Source organism: Thauera sp. 63, assembly GCF_000310165.2.
GTDB lineage: Bacteria > Pseudomonadota > Gammaproteobacteria > Burkholderiales > Rhodocyclaceae > Thauera > Thauera humireducens.
Window position 1 is genome coordinate 159,918 of record NZ_AMXC01000004.1, and the last position, 20,419, is coordinate 180,336.

The 20,419-nt window shown below is 61.6% G+C and carries 17 protein-coding genes; 10 read left to right on the top strand and 7 right to left on the bottom strand.

The features are described 5' to 3' along the window. Positions 1-18 precede the first annotated feature (18 nt). Genes C664_RS05800 through C664_RS05825 form a run of 6 tightly spaced genes read left to right on the top strand, consistent with a single transcriptional unit; the run spans position 19 to position 10,792 of the window. Positions 19-2,994, top strand: coding sequence for a type I restriction endonuclease subunit R (locus C664_RS05800; protein ID WP_004254932.1), 2,976 nt, complete (start codon positions 19-21; stop codon positions 2,992-2,994). Beyond that, the gene (locus C664_RS05805; protein ID WP_038011038.1) at positions 2,994-5,663 is read left to right on the top strand and encodes a TrlF family AAA-like ATPase; all 2,670 of its coding nucleotides are present in this window, start codon (positions 2,994-2,996) and stop codon (positions 5,661-5,663) included. The genes C664_RS05800 and C664_RS05805 overlap by 1 nt, the downstream gene beginning before the upstream one ends. After that, positions 5,645-6,844: an RNA-binding domain-containing protein gene (locus C664_RS05810; protein ID WP_004254945.1), complete on the top strand. Its 1,200-nt coding sequence runs from the start codon at positions 5,645-5,647 to the stop codon at positions 6,842-6,844. The genes C664_RS05805 and C664_RS05810 overlap by 19 nt, the downstream gene beginning before the upstream one ends. Continuing rightward, positions 6,841-8,049, top strand: coding sequence for a restriction endonuclease subunit S (locus tag C664_RS05815; RefSeq protein ID WP_004254947.1), 1,209 nt, complete (start codon positions 6,841-6,843; stop codon positions 8,047-8,049). The genes C664_RS05810 and C664_RS05815 overlap by 4 nt, the downstream gene beginning before the upstream one ends. After that, positions 8,046-9,161 (top strand): AAA family ATPase, encoded by a 1,116-nt coding sequence (locus C664_RS05820; protein WP_004254950.1) that lies wholly within the window; start codon positions 8,046-8,048, stop codon positions 9,159-9,161. The genes C664_RS05815 and C664_RS05820 overlap by 4 nt, the downstream gene beginning before the upstream one ends. Beyond that, a complete protein-coding gene (locus C664_RS05825) occupies positions 9,158-10,792 on the top strand; it encodes a type I restriction-modification system subunit M (protein ID WP_004254954.1) in 1,635 nt (544 codons plus the stop codon). The genes C664_RS05820 and C664_RS05825 overlap by 4 nt, the downstream gene beginning before the upstream one ends. A gap of 43 nt (positions 10,793-10,835) precedes the next feature. Here C664_RS05825 and C664_RS05830 read toward each other — a convergent pair whose 3' ends face one another. Genes C664_RS05830 through pilL2 form a run of 7 tightly spaced genes read right to left on the bottom strand, consistent with a single transcriptional unit; the run spans position 10,836 to position 16,758 of the window. Continuing rightward, positions 10,836-11,585, bottom strand: coding sequence for a TIGR03747 family integrating conjugative element membrane protein (locus tag C664_RS05830; protein ID WP_004254960.1), 750 nt, complete (start codon positions 11,583-11,585; stop codon positions 10,836-10,838). Next, a complete protein-coding gene (traD, locus tag C664_RS05835) occupies positions 11,582-13,738 on the bottom strand; it encodes a type IV conjugative transfer system coupling protein TraD (protein WP_004254963.1) in 2,157 nt (718 codons plus the stop codon). Before traD ends, C664_RS05830 begins: the two co-directional genes overlap by 4 nt. Before the next feature lie 8 nt (positions 13,739-13,746). After that, complete coding sequence (locus C664_RS05840; RefSeq protein ID WP_004254965.1) at positions 13,747-14,280, bottom strand: integrating conjugative element protein; 534 nt, start codon at positions 14,278-14,280, stop codon at positions 13,747-13,749. Beyond that, on the bottom strand, positions 14,277-14,897 hold the full coding sequence (locus C664_RS05845) for a hypothetical protein (RefSeq protein WP_004254967.1): 621 nt from the start codon (positions 14,895-14,897) through the stop codon (positions 14,277-14,279). Before C664_RS05845 ends, C664_RS05840 begins: the two co-directional genes overlap by 4 nt. Then, positions 14,882-15,601 (bottom strand): TIGR03759 family integrating conjugative element protein, encoded by a 720-nt coding sequence (locus C664_RS05850; RefSeq protein ID WP_004254970.1) that lies wholly within the window; start codon positions 15,599-15,601, stop codon positions 14,882-14,884. The genes C664_RS05845 and C664_RS05850 overlap by 16 nt, the downstream gene beginning before the upstream one ends. Positions 15,602-15,610: 9 nt before the next feature. Beyond that, positions 15,611-16,258, bottom strand: coding sequence for a hypothetical protein (locus tag C664_RS05855; RefSeq protein WP_004254973.1), 648 nt, complete (start codon positions 16,256-16,258; stop codon positions 15,611-15,613). Continuing rightward, positions 16,255-16,758, bottom strand: a complete 504-nt coding sequence (gene pilL2, locus C664_RS05860) for a PFGI-1 class ICE element type IV pilus protein PilL2 (protein ID WP_004254976.1) — start codon at positions 16,756-16,758, stop codon at positions 16,255-16,257. Before pilL2 ends, C664_RS05855 begins: the two co-directional genes overlap by 4 nt. A gap of 375 nt (positions 16,759-17,133) precedes the next feature. On the opposite strand from pilL2, the gene C664_RS05865 reads away from it, so the two are divergent. The 4 genes from C664_RS05865 to C664_RS05880 are packed head-to-tail and all read left to right on the top strand — an operon-like array spanning position 17,134 to position 20,405. Next, on the top strand, positions 17,134-17,499 hold the full coding sequence (locus C664_RS05865) for an XRE family transcriptional regulator (RefSeq protein ID WP_023124346.1): 366 nt from the start codon (positions 17,134-17,136) through the stop codon (positions 17,497-17,499). Continuing rightward, positions 17,465-18,403, top strand: a complete 939-nt coding sequence (locus tag C664_RS05870; RefSeq protein ID WP_228111397.1) for an ABC-three component system protein — start codon at positions 17,465-17,467, stop codon at positions 18,401-18,403. The genes C664_RS05865 and C664_RS05870 overlap by 35 nt, the downstream gene beginning before the upstream one ends. After that, entirely contained in the window at positions 18,400-18,645 is a 246-nt protein-coding gene (locus C664_RS05875) for an ABC-three component system middle component 6 (RefSeq protein WP_003294127.1), read from the top strand. The genes C664_RS05870 and C664_RS05875 overlap by 4 nt, the downstream gene beginning before the upstream one ends. Then, entirely contained in the window at positions 18,642-20,405 is a 1,764-nt protein-coding gene (locus C664_RS05880; protein WP_004255013.1) for an ABC-three component system protein, read from the top strand. The genes C664_RS05875 and C664_RS05880 overlap by 4 nt, the downstream gene beginning before the upstream one ends. Positions 20,406-20,419: the final 14 nt, after the last annotated feature.

Consider the following 20,419-nt stretch of genomic DNA (forward strand, 5'->3'; position numbering starts at 1 on the left):
AAGGAAGGGGTCCGGTTCATGACGACAACAGAAAACCAAATCGAACGAGATCTGATTGCCACACTGGAAGATCTCAAATACACCTACCGCCCCGATATCCGCGATCGTGCCGCGCTGGAGGCGAACTTCCGCGAAAAGTTCGAGGCCCTCAACCGCGTTCGCCTGACCGACAGCGAATTCCAGCGCCTGCTCGACAGCGTCATCACGCCTGATGTGTACAACGCCGCCCAGACGCTGCGCAACATCAACAGCTTCGAGCGCGACGACGGCACGCCGCTGAACTACACCCTCGTCAATATCCGCGACTGGTGTAAGAACCACTTCGAGGTGGTCAATCAGTTGCGCATCAACACCGACTACAGCCACCACCGCTACGACGTGCTGCTGCTCATCAACGGCGTGCCGGTGGTGCAGATCGAGCTGAAAACCCTGGCCGTCAGCCCGCGCCGGGCCATGCAGCAGATCGTCGATTACAAGAGCGACCCCGGCAACGGCTACGGCAAGACGCTGCTGTGCTTCATCCAGCTCTTTATCGTCAGCAACCGCACCGACACCTGGTACTTCGCCAACAACAACGCGCGCCATTTCAGCTTCAACGCTGACGAACGCTTCCTACCTGTCTACCAGTTTGCAAGCGAGGACAACAAGAAGATCACCCAACTGGAAAACTTCGCCGAGAAGTTCCTCGCCAAGTGCACCTTGGGCCAGATGGTCAGCCGCTACATGGTGCTGCTAGCCAGCGAGCAGAAACTGCTCATGATGCGGCCGTACCAAATCTATGCCGTCAAGGCCATCGTCGACTGCATCCACCAGAACTGCGGCAACGGCTACATCTGGCACACCACCGGCAGCGGCAAGACGCTTACCTCGTTCAAAGCGTCAACCTTGCTCAAGGACAACCCGGACATCGACAAATGCCTGTTCGTGGTGGACCGCAAAGACCTGGATCGCCAGACCCGCGAGGAATTCAACCGCTTCCAAGAAGGCTGCGTCGAAGAGAACACCAACACCGAAACGCTGGTGCGCCGCCTGCTGGCTGACGACTACGCGGATAAGGTCATCGTCACCACCATCCAGAAGCTGGGCCTGGCGCTCGACGGCAACAACAAGCGCAACTACAAAGAGCGTCTGGAGCCGCTACGCAACCAGCGCATGGTGTTCATCTTCGACGAATGCCACCGCTCGCAATTCGGCGAGAACCACAAGGCCATCAAGGAGTTCTTCCCGAAAGCACAGTTGTTCGGCTTCACTGGCACGCCGATCTTCGAACAGAACGCCAGCTATCAGCAGATCGAAGGCCAGCAGGCCAGCTACCGCACCACGGACGACCTGTTCCAGCGCTGCCTGCATCAGTACACCATCACCCACGCCATCGAAGACCGCAACGTCTTGCGCTTCCACGTGGACTACTTCAAGCCCGAAGGCAAGAACCCGCCCAAGCCCGGCGAAGGCTTGGCAAAGGCCAAGGTCATCGAGACCATCCTCGCCAAACACGATGCTGCCACCAACGGGCGCAAGTTCAACGCTGTGCTGGCCACCGCCAGCATCAACGACGCCATCGAATACTTCGAAGCCTTCCAGACCCTCCAGGCGAAGAAGCAGGGAGAAGACGACGCCTTCCAGCCGCTGAACGTCGCTTGCGTTTTCTCGCCGCCCGCCGAGGGCAACAAGGATGTGCAGCAGATTCAGGAAGACCTGCCGCAGGAAAAGGAAGACAACCAAGAGGACCCGGAAGGCAAGAAAGCCGCGCTCACCCGCATCATTGCCGACTACAACGTCCGCTTTGGCACCAACCACCGCATCGGTGAGTTCGATCTGTACTACCAGGACGTGCAGAAGCGCATCAAGGACCAGCAGTACCCCAATGCCGATCTGCCCCACGCCCAGAAGATCGACATCACCATCGTGGTGGACATGCTGCTCACCGGTTTCGACTCCAAGTACCTGAACGCCCTGTACGTGGACAAGAACCTCAAGCACCATGGCTTGATTCAGGCGTTCTCGCGCACCAATCGCGTGCTGAACGACAGCAAGCCCTACGGCAACATCCTCGACTTCCGGCAGCAGCAGAAGCCGGTGGAAGAAGCCATTGCGCTATTTTCCGGCGAGAAGATCGACAACCCTCGCGAAATCTGGCTTGTTGACCCTGCACCAAAGGTCATCGACAACCTGCAGACGGCTACCCAGAGGCTGGCCGACTTCATGCAATCGCAGGGCCTGGCCAATGCGCCAGAAGAGGTAGCCAATCTCAAGGGCGACGCTGCGCGCAGCCAATTCGTCAACCTGTTCAAGGAAGTGCAGCGCCTCAAAACCCAGCTCGACCAGTACACCGACCTGAACGAGGATCAACAAGCACAGATCAGCCAGATCGCGCCGCCAGAAGCTTTGCAGGGTTTCAAGGGCGTATACCTGGAAACGGCCAAGCGGCTGAAGGAACAGCAGGACAAGCAAGGCGATCAGGCTCCGCCCGAGGTGCAGCAGCTCGACTTCGAGTTCGTGCTCTTTGCCTCGGCGGTGATCGACTACGACTACATCATGGGCCTGATCGCCCGCATGACGCAGCAGAAGCCCGGCAAGGTGACCCTCAACCGAGAGCAGCTCATCGGCCTGATCCAGTCAGACGCCAAGTTCATCGACGAGCGCGAGGACATCGCCGAATACATCCGCGGCCTACCTGTGGGCGAGGCGCTGGATGAAAAGCAAATCCGCGACGGTTACGAGCGCTTCAAGGCCGAGAAGAAGACGCGCGAACTTGCCGGCATCGCGGCGCGGCATGGCCTGGAGGCTTCCGCGCTGCAAGCCTTTGTCGATGAAGTGCTGCGCCGCCGCATCTTCGACGGCGAAGCCTTGAGCGAGCTGATGGCGCCCTTGGGCCTGGGCTGGAAGGCGCGCACCCAGAAGGAACTGGCACTGGTGGAAGACCTGACGCCTCTGCTGCACAAACTGGCACAGGGGCGCGAGATTGCCGGGCTGTCGGCGTATGAGGAGGGGTGATGATGGATAACCTGCAGCCCAAGCAATCGGGGGCGCGCACCGCCCTCTTCGCAGAAGGGGCGCAATGGGTTCGCGCCGACCTTCATCTGCACACCCGCGCAGACCGCGAATTCAAGTACGCGGGCGATGACAACTATTACAACAGCAACTACGTCGAAGCGCTGGAGAAAGCGCAAATCCGACTGGGCGTCATCACCAATCACAACAAGTTCGACTTCGAAGAGTTCAAAGCGCTACGCAAGACGGCCCTAAAGAAAGGCATTGCACTGCTGCCGGGCGTAGAGCTGTCCGTCAACGATGGGGCCAATGGCATCCACACGCTGGTTGTGTTCTCCGACGAATGGATCGATGAGCACAACTACATCAACCCATTCCTGACCAGCGCGTTCGAAGGTAAAGCACCGGCAGAGTATGAACAGGAGAACGGCCGCACCTCCTGGTCTCTCCTGGAGACGATCAAGAAGCTGGAAGGCTATCACCGCGACTTTTTCCTCGTCTTCGCCCATGTGGAAGCACCCAGTGGGCTGTGGGCCGAGCTGGATGGCGGCCGCCTTTCCGAGCTGGGGCAAAACGAGTTTTTCCGGCGCAGAACCCTGGGCTTCCAAAAGGTGCGCACCCATGATGGTGCGGGCAAAGATAAGCCCAGTCGTACCAAGGTTCAGGGCTGGCTGCAAAACTGGTACCCCGCCGAGCTTGAAGGCAGTGACCCCAAGTGCATCGACGAGATCGGCCGGGGCAAAACCTGCTATCTCAAGCTGGGCGAATTGTCCTTCGAGGCGGTCAAGTTCGCCTTGAGCGATCCCGCTTCGCGCGTCGCGCCGGAGCCGCCCAAGCACCAGGCATCCCATATTCGCAGCATCCACTTCGATGGTGGCATCCTTGACGGGCAGACGCTGCATTTTTCCCCGGGACTCAACACGCTCATCGGCATCCGGGGCAGCGGCAAGTCATCCATCCTTGAGGCAGTGCGCTACGCCCTCGACATTCCACGGGGCGAGAAAGCACAGGACACCAAGTACAAAGACGAGCTAATCCGCCACACCTTGGGCAGCGGCGGCAAAGTGACGCTGACGGCCTGCGATGTGTACGGGCAAGAATTCACCATCTCCCGCATCTTCCGCGAAGCACCCAACGTCTATCTGGACGACAAGTTGCAGCCCGGCGTATCGATCCGGGAAACCGTACTGCGCCGCCCGATCTACTTCGGGCAAAAAGACCTCTCCAGCACCGGCGAAGGTTTCGAGACCGATCTGGTGGAAAAGCTGGTCGGCGAGAAGCTTCGTGTGCTGCGCGATGACATCGAGAACCAACGCCAGCGCGTGCGCGAAGCCGCCCAACGCTGGCTCAAACTCAGCAACAACGCCGAACTCAAGCGCGACTTTGAGACCCAACTCACCGATTCCAACTTCCGCCTGAAGAAATTCGAAGAGTACGGCGTTGCCGACAAGCTCCAGAAGCGCCTGGGCTTCCAGCAGGACGCCGCTGCGCTAACGCGCATGAAAGAGCGGGCAGACAACTTCATCCTTGCCTTGGGCAGCCTGCTCGCCGAGCACGAGGACGAGTTGCGCAACGCGACGAGCTACGTGTCCCGGCAGAACCCGGAATTCTTCTCTGCGTACTACGCCGAGTTTTCCAGTCTCATTGCAAAGGTCGATCAGCTCAAGCAGATCGAGCAAGAGGCGCGCGCCATTGCGGCTCGCCTCAAGACCAAACAGGGCGAGTTTGAAGGTGCAAGCAAGAGCCTTCAGGAGGAGTTCGCACAAGTCGAGCGGCAACTGGCCCAGGAACTCAAGCAAACCGGCATGACCGCCATCCAGCCGGACGACTTCTTGGCCCAGCAACAGCGCAAAACCAAAGCTGAGCAGATGTTAGAGGCGCTGGCCAAGCAGGAGTCACAGCAGACCAGCATCCGCGATGCGTTGTTTGCCGAGATCGACAAACTCAACGAGCTTTGGCTGCGCGAATTCAACACCATCAAGGCGGAACTGGACCGCGTGAATGCCAGCCACACCGCCCTGCAGATCGAAGCCGACTTCAAAGGCGACAAGGAAGCCGCCATCAGCTTCATGCAGCAGCTTTTCAAGGGCAGCAACATCCGCGAAACCACCCTGCGAGCGGTCATGGAGGACTACGCCGATTTCGGCGGGCTGTTGCGTGCCCTGCCGGGAGCTTTGGCCAAGGCAGGCAGCACCCCCGAGGTCTTTGAGAAGACCTTCATGCAGAACCTGGCCGAGTTCGTCACCTGGCAGGTGCCCAACCGCTTCGTCATCCGCTATCGCGGCAAGGAGCTGAAGCACCATTCGCTCGGGCAGCGTGCTTCGGCACTACTGCTGTATGTGCTCAGCCAACGGCAGAACGACGTGATCATCATCGACCAGCCAGAAGACGATCTGGACAACCAGACCATCTACGACGATGTGATCAAGCTGCTGCGTGAAATGAAACCTCACGCCCAATTCATCTTTGCCACCCACAACGCCAATTTCCCGGTGCTGGGTGACGCCGAGCAGGTGCACGCCTGCCAGTACCAAGACGAAAAGGTCACCACGCAAAGCGGCAGCATCGACGCCCGCCCGGTGCAGGAAGCCATCATCAACATCATGGAAGGAGGCCAGGAAGCCTTCAACCGTCGTAAAGAGGTTTACAACCTATGGAAACCACAGAGCTGATCGACATCCTCAGTCGGGGCGAGGACAGCCGCCATCAGTTCAAGGCGGACGTCACCAATGCCGATGCCTTGGCGGGGGAGATCGTCGCCTTTAGCAACACCACAGGCGGGCGCATCTTTATCGGCGTGAACGACGATGGCTCGGTGCGCGGCCTATCAGGTGCCGACGTGGCCCGCCTCAATCAGCTTGTCGCCAACGCAGCATCGCAGAACGTGCGCCCCGCTGTGAATCCGCTTACCGACAACGTGCCGCACCCAGCAGGCACGGTTATGGTGGTCTCCATTCCTGAGGGTATCAGCAAGCCTTACATGGACAGAAACGGCGCTATCTGGGTGAAGTCTGGCCCAGACAAGCGTCGGGCCACCTCGCGCGAGGAACTGCAACGCCTGTTCCAGCAGGCGGGCTTGGTTCATGCCGACGAAACACCCGTGGCCGGCCTGGGCGCGGGCGATGTGGACATGCCCTACTTCGAAGCCTTCTTCGAGCAGCAATTCGGTGAGCCGCTCGCCCAGCACCAACAGCCGCTGCCCCAATTGCTGACCAACATGAACCTGATGAATCAGGGGCAGCTCAATGTGGCAGGTAGCCTGTTGTTCGCCAAGGTGCCGCACTACGCGCTACCGGCCTTCATCGTCAAGGCGGTGGCCTTTGTCGGCAACGAGATTGAGGACGAGCGCTACATCGACAGCCGCGACATCACCGGCAAGCTGGCCGATGTGTTTCAGCAAACGCTGGGCTTCATCAGCGCCAACACCCGAGCCCTGCAAGGGGATCAGGGCATCAACACCCTGGGCCGCCCCGAGGTACCACGCATCGTCTGGGAAGAGCTGGTCGCCAACGCGCTCATTCACCGCGATTACTTCATCAGCGCCCCGGTGCGGGTGCTGGTGTTTGCGGATCGAGTCGAGATCATCAGTCCCGGACACCTACCCAACAACCTGACCATCGAGAACGTCAAGGCCGGCAACTCTAATATGCGCAACCCCATCCTGGCTTCCTTCGCCGCCAAGCTCCTCCCTTATCGCGGGCTGGGCAGCGGCCTGCTGCGCGCCCTGCGGGCCTGGCCTGACATCGAGCTCATCGACGACCGCGCCGGCAACCTCTTCAAGGCCATCGTGACGCGGCCCGATGTGCTTGCAGCGGCGGGATCGGTTGCCATGAATGCGGAGCGCGCCGAATGAGCGGGAACGATAAGCGCCCATTGACGCCAAGGTTGCGGTTTCCTGAATTTCGGGATGCGGAGGAGTGGGAAAATAAGGCTTTGGCTGATGTTTGCCTGCGGATCACCAACGGCAAGGCAAACGCTGAGGACCACGAAGAAGACGGCGTCTATCCGTTGTTTGACCGTTCCGAGGTTATCAAGAAGAGCAGCGACTTTGCCTTTGATGACGAAGCAGTCATCATTCCCGGCGAGGGCATGCGGTTTCAGCCAAAGTACTTTCAAGGAAAGTTTAATCTTCATCAGCGGGCCTATGCGCTAATGAAGCATAAAGGCTATGCCAAATTTGTTTACTACACGCTGGACCGCTTCAAAGACGTTTTAGCCAAGAACGCCGTCAAATCAACGGTTCTTTCTTTGAGGCTGCCAATCATTGAGAGGTTTGGCTTAGCCATTCCAAGCAAAGACGAACAGCAAAAAATCGCCGACTGCCTGTCTTCCCTTGACGATCTGATCACGGCGGAAACCCAGAAACTGGACACCATCAAGGCCCACAAGAATGGCTTGATGCAGCAGCTTTTTCCCAGCGAGGGCGAAACGGTCCCCCGCCTGTGCTTCTCAAATGAGGGCGATTGGAATGTGGCTAGCCTGCCTGAGGTCGTCTTCTTTCAAGAAGGCCCAGGAATTATGGCCGTTGATTTTCGCAGTGAAGGAGTGCCGCTCGTTAGACTCGCAGGTGTTGGTGGAGCGGCTGTCACACTTGATGGATGCAATTATCTGGATCCCGAAAAGGTAACGCAGAAGTGGTCACATTTTCGTCTTGCACCCAACGATCTAATTATTTCAACCAGCGCGACCTTTGGCCTCACATCTATTGTCACCGAGGCTGCAACTGGTGCCGTTTTCTACACCGGGCTCATTCGATTTCGACCAAGCAATGAACGACTAAACCTTGGCTATTTAAAGGCCTTTCTGGGAAGCCCGCACTTTGCGCGACAAGCTGCATCTGCCGCAGTTGGTGGAGGGATAAAGCACTTCGGCCCAACTCACCTGAAACAAATGGAGATCCCAATTCCTCCGTTGGCCGAACAACAAAAAATCGCCGACTGCTTGTCCTCCCTCGACGAACTGATCAGTGCTCAAAGTCAAAAGACAGTAGCCCTCAAAACCCACAAGCAGGGCCTGATGCAGCAGCTTTTTCCGGCGCTGGATGCGGTGCAGGCATGAAGCCGGGTCAAACCTTTACCGACCTGGCCGCACTGGCCGCGCACCTGCGGCAGGAGCTGGAGAACAAGAAGACCATCCTGCTCTATGCCTACAACGGCACCGGCAAGACGCGCCTGTCCATGGCATTCAAGGACATCGGCAAGCAAGGCGAAGGTGAGGACGAGAAGCGCGACACGCTCTACTTCAACGCCTTCACCGAAGACCTGTTCCATTGGGACAACGATCTGGAAGGCGACAACGACCGAAGGCTCATGCTCAATGCGGCCTCGCGCTTCTTTGCCGGTCTGGCCGAGTTGGAGATGGACAACCGCATCCGGCCGCTGCTGCAGCGCTATGCGGATTTCGATTTCCGCATCGACACGCAGGAATGGGCGGTGCGTTTCTCGCGCACGGTGGGCGGGCAGGTCATCGACAACATCAAGGTATCGCGCGGCGAGGAAAACATCTTCGTCTGGTGCTTCTTCCTTGCCGTCGTCGAGCTGGCCATGGACCCGGAGATCGAGGCTTACCGTTGGGTCAAGCACCTCTATATCGACGACCCGATTTCGTCGTTGGACGAGCACAACGCGATTGCCGTGGCCAACCACCTGGCGCAACTGCTCAAGCGGCCTGAAAGCAAGCTCAAGACCGTTCTTTCGACGCACCACACGCTGTTCTTCAATGTGTTGTGCAATGAGTTGAAGAATGCCAAGCGGTATTTCATCAACAAGAACTCAGCAGGTAGCGGCTACGTCTTGCGTGAAGAGACGGGCGACACGCCGTTCTTTCACCACGTCGCCGCTCTGGCCGAGCTGTACCAGGCTGCGCAGGAAGATAGGCTGTTCACCCACCACTTCAACATGCTGCGCACGATCCTGGAGAAGACGGCGAGCTTTCACGGCCACAAGAACTTCTCGGCTTGCATCAAGCAGCAGGAGGATGACCCGGACGGCATCCTGCACGCCCGCCTGATCAATATCCTGAGTCACGGCAATTATTCGCTCTACGAGCCACAGCAGATGCTGGACGAGAACAAGGCCTATTTCAGGAAGATTCTGCATGACTTGCTGAATCGCTACCCATTCAATCCAGAATTATTCCCTCAAGCCGTTGAGGCAACAGGCACACCATGACCGAATACGAAAAGCAAAAACTGGGTAGGACTCTTTGGGCGATCGCCGATCAACTGCGCGGCGCGATGAACGCGGACGACTTCCGCGATTACATGCTGGCCTTCTTGTTCCTGCGCTATCTGTCGGACAACTACGAGACCGCCGCACAGAAGGAACTGGGGGCGGACTATCCCAAGCTGGCTGAGGGCGAGCGCCGCGCGCCGCTGGCGGATTGGTATGAGAACAACGCCGCCGACACCGCAGAATTCGAAAAGCAAATGCGCCGCAAGGTGCATTACGTGGTTCGCCCGGAATACTTATGGACCAGTATTGCGGAACAAGCTCGCACCCAGGACAAAGAGCTGCTGCACACCTTGCAAAACGGCTTCGCCTACATCGAGAACGAGTCGTTCGCCAGTACCTTTCGGGGCCTGTTCTCGGAGATCAACCTGGCTTCGGACAAGCTCGGCAAGACCTACCCCGACCGCAATGCTCGGTTGTGCAAGATCATCGCCGAGATCGCCAAGGGGCTGACGCAGTTTTCCACCAACAGCGACACCCTGGGCGATGCCTATGAGTACCTGATCGGCGAGTTCGCCGCGGGCTCAGGCAAGAAGGCCGGCGAGTTCTACACGCCGCAGCCGATTTCCAGCATCCTCTCGGCCATCGTCACGCTGGACGGGCAGGAGCCAGCGACAGGCCGGCGCCCGCATCTGGACAGTGTGCTGGACTTTGCCTGTGGCTCAGGCTCGCTATTGCTCAATGTACGCCACCGCATGGGGCCGCATGGCATCGGCAAGATCCACGGCCAGGAAAAGAACATCACCACCTACAACCTGGCACGCATGAACATGCTGCTGCACGGAGTGAAGGATTCGGAGTTCGAGATTTTCCATGGCGACACCCTGCTCAACGAGTGGGACATGCTGCGGGAAACCAACCCGGCCAAGATGCCGAAATTCGACGCCGTGGTGGCCAATCCGCCCTTCAGCTATCGCTGGGAACCGACCGATGCGCTCGGCGAGGACGTGCGCTTCAAGAACCACGGCCTGGCTCCGAAGTCGGCGGCCGACTTTGCCTTCCTGCTGCACGGCTTTCACTTCCTCAAGCAGGACGGGGTAATGGCCATCATCCTGCCGCACGGCGTGCTGTTCCGTGGCGGCGCGGAAGCGCGCATCCGCACCAAGCTGCTCAAGGACGGTCACATCGACACGGTGATCGGCTTGCCGTCCAACCTGTTCTTCTCCACCGGCATACCGGTGTGCATCCTGGTGCTGAAGAAGTGCAAGAAGCCGGACGACGTGCTGTTCATCAACGCGGCCGAGCATTTCGAGAAGGGCAAGCGGCAGAACCAGCTCTTGCCCGAGCACATCGACAAGATCATCGACACGTACCAGTTCCGCAAGGAAGAGCATCGCTACGCGCGCCGTGTAAGCATGGAGGAGATCGAGAAGAACGATTTCAACCTCAACATTTCGCGCTACGTGAGTACGGCAGAAGCCGAGGAGGAGATCGACGTCGCGCAGGTGCATTCAGAACTGGTTTTGTTGGATCAAAAAATCAAGACGGCTACCGAGCGGCACAACGAATTCCTCAAGGAGCTAGGGCTGCCCTTGCTACCTTATGGCACGTCGATGTCATTGCCGAAATAGTGTGCAAGCCGTATTCGCGCCGTGGAGCCACTTACCGGTTGCACTACAGGTACTTCTTGAACGTCGCCGCTGCAATGCACATCGCCACGCCGAGCAATGCGGCGCTGGGCAGCAGGATCAGCAGCGGGTTCACGCTGACCGGCAGTGCCAGGTAAGTCACCCACGGCAGCACGGCCAGCGGGATCAGGCTGGCCCTGGCGCGGTGATAGATGAACCCCGATTCGCGTCCCGCGCCGAAGCGGCGGATGTCCCGGCGCACCAGGCCGTCCACCAGCCCGACGAAGGCGGCCATCAGGAACAGCGGCAGGGTCAAGCACAGCACCAGCAGCCGCACGAGGAAGACCAGCGTCGTGTAGGCCGCCGCGATCAGGTAGCTCTCCACGTTCACGTAGACCAAGCCGATGTAGTGGCGGAAATCCTTGGTCGGGCGATGGCTGCCGGCGCTGGCCTGCGCCGAGGCGTCGCGTATCCAGTCCAGCAGGCCGCTTTTCACGAACAGCCAGTCGTAGCCTTGCTCGACCAGCCGGTGCGCGGTGCGCCCCGGCTCCTGCACCAGCGCGCTGCGCGTGAAATGCGTGGAAAGCTGATCCAGCTCGTAGTGCAGCATGCCCTGTGCGTGGCGCCAGCCCTGCTCGGGCCAGAAGAAGTGCATGCCGACGCATTCGATCAGGATGCACAGCAGCAGCGCGCCGCACAGCACGCCGAAGAAGCGGAACGGCAACGTGACCAGGCTGGCGATAAGCCCCTGCTGTCGTTGCTGCTGGCGCTGGGCCGCGACGACCGGATCGCTCATGCTTCGGCCTCTTCAGCGGCGGCCATCTGCTTGAAGTCGTCCAGCAGGTCGTCGGGCAGCGCCTTGTCCTGCAGGCCGGGGAGGCCTTGGTTCTCCCACCAGTCTCCTGCCTCGACGTAGTGCTGCCGCATGTAGCCGGCCAGCTCCTGCAGATCCTTCGGCATGGCTTCGTCGGGGTCCGGTGCCGGCAGCGGCATGCGGACTTTCCAGAGGTTGCCGCCCTCGATCAGCGCGAAGCATTGCCCCTTGGGCAGCGCCACCACATGCGCAGGCTCGATCAATGGCACGCTGGTCGTGCTGATGCGGTCCTGGGTGTTGGATGTGAATGCAGTATTGCCATGCGGGTCGGAGCTGTCGGTGGCGCCGCTCATCAGTGCCGTGGCATACACCTCGACCTTGGGTAGTTGTCGCGTCAGCAGTTCGGCGGTGGCGGTCTCGCGCACGCGCAGCATGAACAGGTTGTTGAAGTTGCCGACCACCTGGCCGGCCTTGGCGCGGTTGCCGATGCGCGCCTCGATGTCGCTCAAGGTCTGCGTGTAGGCCATCACCTGTACGCCGGCACCGCCGCCCTTGTTGACCATCGGGATGAACTCGTCGCCCATGAGTTCATTGAATTCGTCGGCGTGGACGTTGATCGGAATCTTGGCGCCCGCCGCGGCGCCGGGCAGCCCGTCGTCGATGCCGAACTTGTAGATGTGGCCAGCGACCGAGACCAGATCGCTGAACATCGAGTTGCCCACCGCCGCCGCGACTTCAGCGTCGGACAGCGCATCCAGCCCCACGTAGACCACCGCGCGTTTGCGGATGACCTGCATCCAGTCGAAGATCGGTCGTGGGTCGGACAGGTCGGAATAGTTCGGTGCGAGCAGTTGCGCGATCTTGCCGGTGGTGAGCTTCTCCAGCAGCGGCAGCAGCGAAGCGACGATCTTGTCGAAGTACGTCCGGTCGTAGCGCACGGCGCTGCGCAGGCCATCGAGCACCGGGTCATAGACGCGCACCTGGGACAGGTACTGTTCGAGGGCCACCACGCGCTTCTCGCGCCCGATCATGTTGCGCGGGATGTTCTTGTCGTTCAGCTTCGCTTCGAGCTGGACGATGACCTCCCAGGCCTTCGGCTCGTTCTTGGCGAAGTAGTGCTGGGCGTACTCGATGAACAGCGCGTCGATGTTGATGACGTGGCGCTGGATCAGCAGGTAGTCCGGCCGCTGCCCCAGCTCGACCAGGGCGCGCGCGATGATGTTGACGAAGCGCCAGGCGAATTCGCGGAAGGCGGCGCTGTTGCCTTCGCCCGAGAGCTGTCCGGCGATGCGCGTGGCCACCTCGGAGATCCGCCCGAACCGGCCTACAGCGTTGTAGCGCGCCGAGATGTCCGGCCAGCCCAAATGGAAGACGTAGAACTCGCCTTCGCGCCCGGCGCGCTTGGCCTCGACGTACATGCGCTTCAACAGGTCCGCATCGCCCTTGGGGTCGAAGACGATCACCACCTCATGCTCGCCGCGGACCTTGCGGCGGATGTCTTGCGTGATGAACAACTCGGCCAGCCGCGTCTTGCCCACGCGCGTGGTGCCCAGCACCAGGGTGTGGCCGACGCGCTCGCCCAGCGGCAGGGTGACGTCGAACTCGGCCGGTTCGATGCCATGCAGGCGCGGCAGTCCGCCGACCGGCGGCAGCGGCCGCGCCGGGTTGAGCGGGCTGTCCCAGGCCAGCGCGCGTGCCACCTTCGAAACGGGAAACGGCGCGAACTCAAGCCGCTCCTCCAGCCGCCGGGCGGCCCGGTAGATCGCCGTCGGCTCGACATAGCGGCGGAACTCCGGCCGGTAGGTCTGCATCAGCCGGTGCGTGTGTCGCTGCTCCCAGCGAAAGCCCCGGCCGACGAACAGCCGTTGCTGACTCACCGGCACGTCGCGGCTGGTCATCACGTAGCGCGGCAGGCGGCGGATGTTGCGGCGATAGCGCAGGATCGCCCAGGCATCGCGCAGGCGAATCGCGCCGAAGGTCAGGAAGGCCAGCGCCGCGCCCAGGCCGAGCAGCGGGTTCAGCCCGAGCGACCACGGTGCCACCAGGCACAGAATCGCGGCGCCGGTGCAGACCGCCACGGTATGAAGCTCCACCGCTGGCCGCAGCAGAACCTCGACCGCATGCGGTTGGGCCATTTGCGCACCTACTGCTCGACGCCGGTGGACGTGATGAGCACCGGGTAGTGGCGCAGGCCCAGACGCTGGGCCAGGTCGTCGCCGGAGGCCGGCGAGAGGGTCAGGCCGGGAGCCAGCCTACGCAGCGCCGTCAGCGCGGCCATCGACTCCACGTTGACCACCAAGCCCACGGCCTGCAGCTCTCGCAGCGCCGCCTGCCGCTGCCGCAGCAAGGCGCGCGAACGCTCGTCGTCGCCGATCAGGAACAGCGCCGTCAGGCCCGGCGTCCGGATGACGCGGCGCTGCACCTCGCCCGGCGACAGTTGCGTCGAGCGCACCGGCAGCATGGCGGCTTCGGCGTCGGCCGAATTGCCCACGCGAGGGGCCGGCATCGAGGCCGGCGGTGTGGCCTGATCCGGCTGGGGATTCAGGGACTGGTAGTACGGCAGCGCGGAGGTGCCGCCGCGGTCTTCGACGACGATCAGCGGCGCGGAGACGGTCTGGGCGAAGACGGCGGTCGTGGACAGCAGCCCGATGGCGGCGATGAGGACGATGTGGTTCATGGCGTGGTGACCTGAAGGGTTGGAACGGGAACGCCGGGATCGATCACGCGGGTCAGGTGCCGACGCACACTGCGCCGGTAGCGCGCCGCGGGTGCCCCGCCGGCGGGCCGGTGGTAGCGGCCGATGGCAAGCAGCCAGTCCTCGCCCGGCGTGTGCTGTTCGCGCAGGATTTCCGCGGCGATGGCGAGATTGCGGTACGGGTCCAGCAGCTCGCAGGGCTGCGTGTAGCGATGCGTGTGGTAGCCGAGATTGACCTGGCCGAGGCCGGCGTCGATGCGATTGGCCGGCGTGCGGGCGAGCGCCCGGCGCAGCCCCGCGCAGGCCGCGGCGCGGGTGGCATAGCGCTGTGGCGAGCCGGCGACGTTGAGCGTCCACGGCCAGGGGATCAGGCGCCCGCGCAGCATGGCGCCGCTCTCCTGCAAGGCCACCGCGTACAGCACCGCCGCCGGCACGTCTGCACGATGCGCCGCCAGTTGATAGGCCGGCGGCGGCACTTCCCGCGCCAGGGCGGCCAACGCCCAGCCGCCGGTGGCGAGCAGCAGCGCGGCGTTGGCGCAGCGGATGGCGACGCGGGATGGCCGACACTCCCGGCCCGGAGTACCTATTGCCGCTGCCATTGGCCGTTCACCTCGCGCACCACGGCCGGCAGCTCGCCGGGCAGGCCGAGCGACAGCCAGCGCCCGGCATCGTGATTGAGCGTGATGGTGCGGGCGCGCACCCTGGCCGGGTCGATGCCCGCCCGGGTGGCCCACTGCCGGATGCGCGCGTCGTCCTGACGGCTGCCGACCATGTAGAGATCGAAGGCCGTGCCGGCCGCCTGCAACTGCTGCACGCGCTGCGCGCACGGTGCGCAGTCGGCCTTGACGAAGACCGCCAGGCGCCCGGAGCCGGTGTTGCCGGCACCCTGCGCCTTGGCGCCGGGCAGGCTCACGCGCGGCTGGCCGGGAAACAGGCGCTGCCACGCCGCGTCGTAGGCCCGCTGGTAGGCCAGCGTCTTGCCGACGCGCCGGGCCTCGGCCTGCACCTGCAACTCCGCGTAGCGCCTGCGCTCCACCTCGCTGCGGGCCTCGATGCCCAGCGCCGTGAGCGGATCGAGCTGGGGCGAATAGACCCCGAGCGGCCCCTGCATCAGTTGTCGGTAACGTGCCCACTCCTCGGGCTGAAGCCCCCATTCCCGTGCCTGCCTCTCGTCGAGCGCGGCCTCGGCGCCCGGCTGCACCTGGGCGGGCACCATGCGCGAGTTCGTCACCGGGGCCGGCTGGGCGGATGCGCCGAAAGCGGCGAACAGGACGACGGCAGCGAACAACGGCCGCAGGTTCATGGCGACCCCCTACGGCACCGCAACGCGCTGCGTCTGACCGTTCACCTGGAACACGCCCGCCTGCGTCTCGATGGACTGCAGTTGCCAGCCCCCCTCGGCATCGCCCTCGCGCAGCAGCCGGGCGCCCGCGAGCGAGGCCGCGGCGGTGGAGGTGATCGACAGAAAACGCTCGCCGCCACGCAGTTCCACGCCGAGCACCCGGAACGGCGGCTCCGGCACCTTGGGCTTCGTCACAACCGGAACGCGCGGGCGAGCAGCGGATGCCACCTGCCGGGTCTTCTCCAGGCGGGTTTCGATTCCATTCACGCGCGCCTGCAGCGTCTGCAGGTCGATGGCCAGGGTCCTCGCCTCATCGGCCTCTTCGAGGCGCGTCATCCGTTCGTCCAACGCCTGCCGCGCGGTGGTGAATTCGGCCTGGCTGATCGGCGCCGGCCGGCGCTTGTCCGCATCGGCCCGTTGTTCGAGATCGGCCACGCGCAGGCCCAGCGCATTGACCTGCGCATCCTGTGCGCTGCTCTGGGTCTGTTCGGCGAGCCGCGACAGGCCGACGCTGTTGATGAGTGCTACAGCACTGATGAGCAGCAGCCAGAAGGCCGCGGCGACCTTGAGCCAACGCGTGCGGGAATTGCGCTCGGATGGCGCTTGGGGAAAGGTCATGGCTGCATCTCCTCGGGCCGGTCGGCGTCCGGCGCGGGCGTGGCGGTGCCGGGCGGGTTGGCGGAAAGGAAGGCGGGAGCACCGTGCCGGCTGAAGCAGACCTGGCGGGTCGAGTCATCGACCGACAGCTCCCAGGCGGGGCCGGCAAGGGTCAGCAAGGCATCGCGCAGCATCAGCGGACCCAGGCGCAGGTGTGCGGCAGGCAGCGGCAGCGCGTAGAGGGTGGCGGCTTCGGCCGCATCGCAGCGCCGGTAGCCGGAGCGCAGCAACACGTGGCGCATGGCATCGCCCACAGTTGCGTCCGCCGTGGTGGGGATGGAGATGTCGATGACCTGCTGCAGCAGGTCACGCTGCGCGGCGTCGGGTACCAGCTCGATCAGCGTGTAGCGGCCGTAGCGGGCGATCAGGATCAGGCCCGGAGCAGGCTCGTCCGCAGCGCTTTCGATGATCCCTGCCTGTCCTTGCGGCTGTTCCGTGGTGGCGCAGCCGGCCGCCAACATAGCCCCAGCCGAAAGTAGACCGACAGTAGCCAGTCGGTGAACAATGGGGTGGAAAGGTGAAGATCGATGCATGATTCGGCTCCTGTAGCGGAGCCGACACCTTCGATGCGTGAGAAGTCGAAGGCAGCAAAGAAAGGGAACCGGCGCTCAACCATCTTCTTTCTAACCAACCAGATGATGCGCGCTATTTAATGATTAGCAATAGATGACGATTTGAGGCAGCCAGAGTGGATTGCCTACTTGAATCAGCCTCTTTCTTTGACTGCAATATAGCTTTCGGGCTATATTTCTCCGGCCGAGCTGGAGTCGATTGCATGGCTGGGTCGTGGCGGTTCTGTATCGCTGGTACCTCGATTCTGAATATGGGGAAATTTGATGGCTTTTACTCGTAACCGCGGATCAGGCGATCCGAACGAGCCGCCCAAGCCTATGGTTTCGCACGAGGTCGAAGGTTTGCGAGAGTTGCGGCAACTCGCCGGCAAGGGGCAAGCCGACATCGCATCTGCTCTGAACATCAAACAGCCATCGGTATCCAAGATCGAGAAGCAAACCGACATGTATCTCTCGACGTTACGCAGCTATGTCGAAGCCATCGGGGGGGAGCTGGAATTGACTGTCAAGCTGCCAGAACGGCCGGTGCTGCGCATCCATCATCTCGGTACAGTTTCGGCTGTCATGGCGGCAAAGCTGTCGACCCGGAGAAAAAATGACGAATCGTCGCCAAGGCGGCGCCATGGATGAACTGCAGCGATCCATCTACGTCGATCGGTTCCGTTTGGCGTTCCATACCCAGAAGGGTACCGCTTTTCAGGACTGGTTCGTGCGTCTGGCGGGCTACGCCTTCGGCCCCGATTTCGAGGAGGTTCGCCCCTATGGTCTTTATGGGGATCTGAAATGCGATGGACTTCGGATTAGCACGGGCTCGGTGTTCCAGTGCTATGCGCCCGAGGCGATGAAGGAAACCGAGCTTATCGCGAAGATCAATGGGGATTTCCATGGCGCCCGCGTGCATTGGGCCGACAACATGCAGGAATGGGTGCTCGTCCACAATGATGGCCGTGGCCTGCCGCCTAACGCCGTTCAGCATCTCGATGGCCTTCGCAATGCCTACGCGCCGCTCAAGATCGCGACTTGGTCCGAGCCAGAACTGCTCACGCTCGCCATGGGCCTTGATCTGTCTGCCCTTCAGGCCCTCTTTGGCCCCGCCGCCTCAATCGCCATTGTGGACCGGCTTGTCATGTCTGATCTGGTGCCAATTATCGAGGCGCTTCAACGGCAGGAACCTAATCCGGGTGATCCACCCCTGACACCGCCCTCGTCAGAGAAGCTGGAGAAGAATGCGCTCTCGGATGAGTCCGGTCTCTTTCTGCGAATTGGTCGTCGCAAATCTGCTCTCGCCGATGCCTTCTTCCGCAAGAGCCCGCGCCCCGATCTCGGTGAGCGCATCGCCGAAGCCTTCCGTCTGCGTTATGCGGAGTTGAAGGCGCTTGACCTGCCGGCCGACACGATCTTCAGGCATCTTCAGGACTATGCCGGATTCAATGGCGAGCCCAAGCGTCAGGGCGCAGCTCTAGCGGTTCTCGCGTATTTCTTCGATAGCTGCGACATCTTCGAAGACCCGATTGCTTCCGTGGAGGCGTCATGATTCTGCCGACGAAGCATGTTCGTTCCGACCGCGCACTCATTGGCGTCGGTGCAGAAGTCCTCGACATCCTTAAGCGGCCGCTGACTATGTCGCGGCTATGGGACGAGGTGCGTGGCCGTCGCTCCCTGCACGCGCCCAATGCCCCAATTGACTACCAGTGGTTCGTCCTGTCGCTGGACCTGCTCTACATGATCGGCGCGCTTGAGTTCGATCGCGGCTTGGTGCGGAGGACTCGGCCATGATCCGACGCTTTGGAAGCGATCTCGCTTCCTTCAAGGCGCTGAACTTCCAGCCCGGCTTGAACGTCCTGCTCGCCGACAAGAGCGAAGGTGCGAACGACCGACAGTCGAGAAACGGTGCAGGTAAGACCAGCTTTATCGAACTGGTGCATTTCCTGTTCGGAGCCGATGTGCGCAAGGAGAACATTTTCCGCTCGGAGGCGCTGGCACCTTGGACCTTCGACGTCACCGTCGACATCGCCGGCGAGACCGTATCGGCCGCCCGCAGTGGCACCAAGCCTAGCCGCATCCTCGTCAACGGGGCTGTGGAATCGTGGCCGATCGCGCCGCAATTTGATCAGCGCGCCGGATTGTTCGAACTATCCAACGAAAATTGGAAGGCCAATCTCGGGCATCTCTGGTTTGGCTTGCCCATCTCGGCCGGCGATGAGGTCGAGCGCTTCCAGCCGTCGTTCCGTTCGCTCTTCTCCTACTTTGTCAGGCGGCAAAATGGCGGCGGTTTCCAGCAGCCGATGCAGCATTCGACGATGCAGCAAAGCTGGGACCAGCAGGTCTCGATCTGCTATTTGCTCGGTCTCGATTGGAGCATTCCTGGCCGGTTCCAGGAACTGAGGGCGCAGGAAAAGGTCGCGCAGGAATTACGGAAGGCTGCCCGCAGCGGCGACCTCGGCCGCTTCTTCGGTAAGGCCGCCGATCTTCGGACACGGCTAACTATCGCCGAGGCCCACGCCAAACGACTCCGCAGCCAGCTCGAAACGTTTGAGGTTGTGCCTGAATACAAGGCACTTGAGCAGGAAGCCAATGAGATCACGCGCGACATCGACAGCCTGAACGTAGAGAACGTGATCGATGGCAATCTCCTGCAACAGCTTCGAGCATCGTTGGCCGACGAAGACGCGCCGGATCTGGGTGATGTAACGAAGCTCTATGCCGAAGCCGGTGTCGTCCTGCCCGATATGGTACGGCGGCGTTTTGATGAGGTCGAACTCTTCCATCGGGCCATCATCGAAAACCGGCGCGCGCATTTGAATGCCGAGATCGCCTCGGCAGAGGCACGGGTTGTCGAGCGGGATCAGAGGATCTCCGAGCGCGACCGTCGGCGCCGGCAGATCATGGGAGTCCTGCGTTCCGGCGGGGCACTTGAGCATTATGTGTCCTTGCGTGAGGAAGCCGGAAGGGCCGAGGCCGAGGTCGAAGGATTGCGCCAACGGCTTGAAACCGCCGAGCGGATAGAAAGCACAAAGGCCGAACTCGATATCAAGCGAGCCAATCTGACCAAGGCGCTCCGCGACGACATCCATGAACGTAGCGACATCACCCGCGAAGCGATCCTTGCGTTTGAGTCGCTATCGGAATCCCTGTACGAAAAGGCCGGTAGCCTGACGATTTCCGAAACTGGAGGTGGTCCGCAATTCGAGGTCCATATCGATGGACAGCGAAGCAAGGGCATCACCAACATGCAGATTTTCTGCTTCGATCTCATGTTGACTGAGATCAGTTTGAAGAATGGGCGCGGCCCCGGCTTCCTGATTCACGACAGTCATCTGTTCGACGGCGTCGATGAGCGTCAGGTCGCAAAGGCATTGCAACTTGGTGCTGAACGGGCGGAGGCGGCTGGTTTTCAATACATCGTCACGATGAACTCGGACGTGCTGCCACGTGAGGGGTTCAAGCCGGGCTTCGATATTCGCGCTCATGTCATGGACACGAAGCTGACTGATGCGACCGATACTGGAGGGTTGTTTGGTTTGCGCTTCGAGTAGCGTCCGCCATGCAG

Bases quoted from the DNA above. Each gene is read 5' to 3' on its own strand.
- C664_RS05800 (WP_004254932.1), top strand. From the start codon at position 19: ATGACGACAACAGAAAACCAAATCGAACGAGATCTGATTGCCACACTG.
- C664_RS05805 (WP_038011038.1), top strand. From the start codon at position 2,994: ATGATGGATAACCTGCAGCCCAAGCAATCGGGGGCGCGCACCGCCCTC.
- C664_RS05810 (WP_004254945.1), top strand. From the start codon at position 5,645: ATGGAAACCACAGAGCTGATCGACATCCTCAGTCGGGGCGAGGACAGC.
- C664_RS05815 (WP_004254947.1), top strand. From the start codon at position 6,841: ATGAGCGGGAACGATAAGCGCCCATTGACGCCAAGGTTGCGGTTTCCT.
- C664_RS05820 (WP_004254950.1), top strand. From the start codon at position 8,046: ATGAAGCCGGGTCAAACCTTTACCGACCTGGCCGCACTGGCCGCGCAC.
- C664_RS05825 (WP_004254954.1), top strand. From the start codon at position 9,158: ATGACCGAATACGAAAAGCAAAAACTGGGTAGGACTCTTTGGGCGATC.
- C664_RS05830 (WP_004254960.1), bottom strand. From the start codon at position 11,585: ATGAGCGATCCGGTCGTCGCGGCCCAGCGCCAGCAGCAACGACAGCAG.
- traD (WP_004254963.1), bottom strand. From the start codon at position 13,738: ATGGCCCAACCGCATGCGGTCGAGGTTCTGCTGCGGCCAGCGGTGGAG.
- C664_RS05840 (WP_004254965.1), bottom strand. From the start codon at position 14,280: ATGAACCACATCGTCCTCATCGCCGCCATCGGGCTGCTGTCCACGACC.
- C664_RS05845 (WP_004254967.1), bottom strand. From the start codon at position 14,897: ATGGCAGCGGCAATAGGTACTCCGGGCCGGGAGTGTCGGCCATCCCGC.
- C664_RS05850 (WP_004254970.1), bottom strand. From the start codon at position 15,601: ATGAACCTGCGGCCGTTGTTCGCTGCCGTCGTCCTGTTCGCCGCTTTC.
- C664_RS05855 (WP_004254973.1), bottom strand. From the start codon at position 16,258: ATGACCTTTCCCCAAGCGCCATCCGAGCGCAATTCCCGCACGCGTTGG.
- pilL2 (WP_004254976.1), bottom strand. From the start codon at position 16,758: ATGTTGGCGGCCGGCTGCGCCACCACGGAACAGCCGCAAGGACAGGCA.
- C664_RS05865 (WP_023124346.1), top strand. From the start codon at position 17,134: ATGGCTTTTACTCGTAACCGCGGATCAGGCGATCCGAACGAGCCGCCC.
- C664_RS05870 (WP_228111397.1), top strand. From the start codon at position 17,465: ATGACGAATCGTCGCCAAGGCGGCGCCATGGATGAACTGCAGCGATCC.
- C664_RS05875 (WP_003294127.1), top strand. From the start codon at position 18,400: ATGATTCTGCCGACGAAGCATGTTCGTTCCGACCGCGCACTCATTGGC.
- C664_RS05880 (WP_004255013.1), top strand. From the start codon at position 18,642: ATGATCCGACGCTTTGGAAGCGATCTCGCTTCCTTCAAGGCGCTGAAC.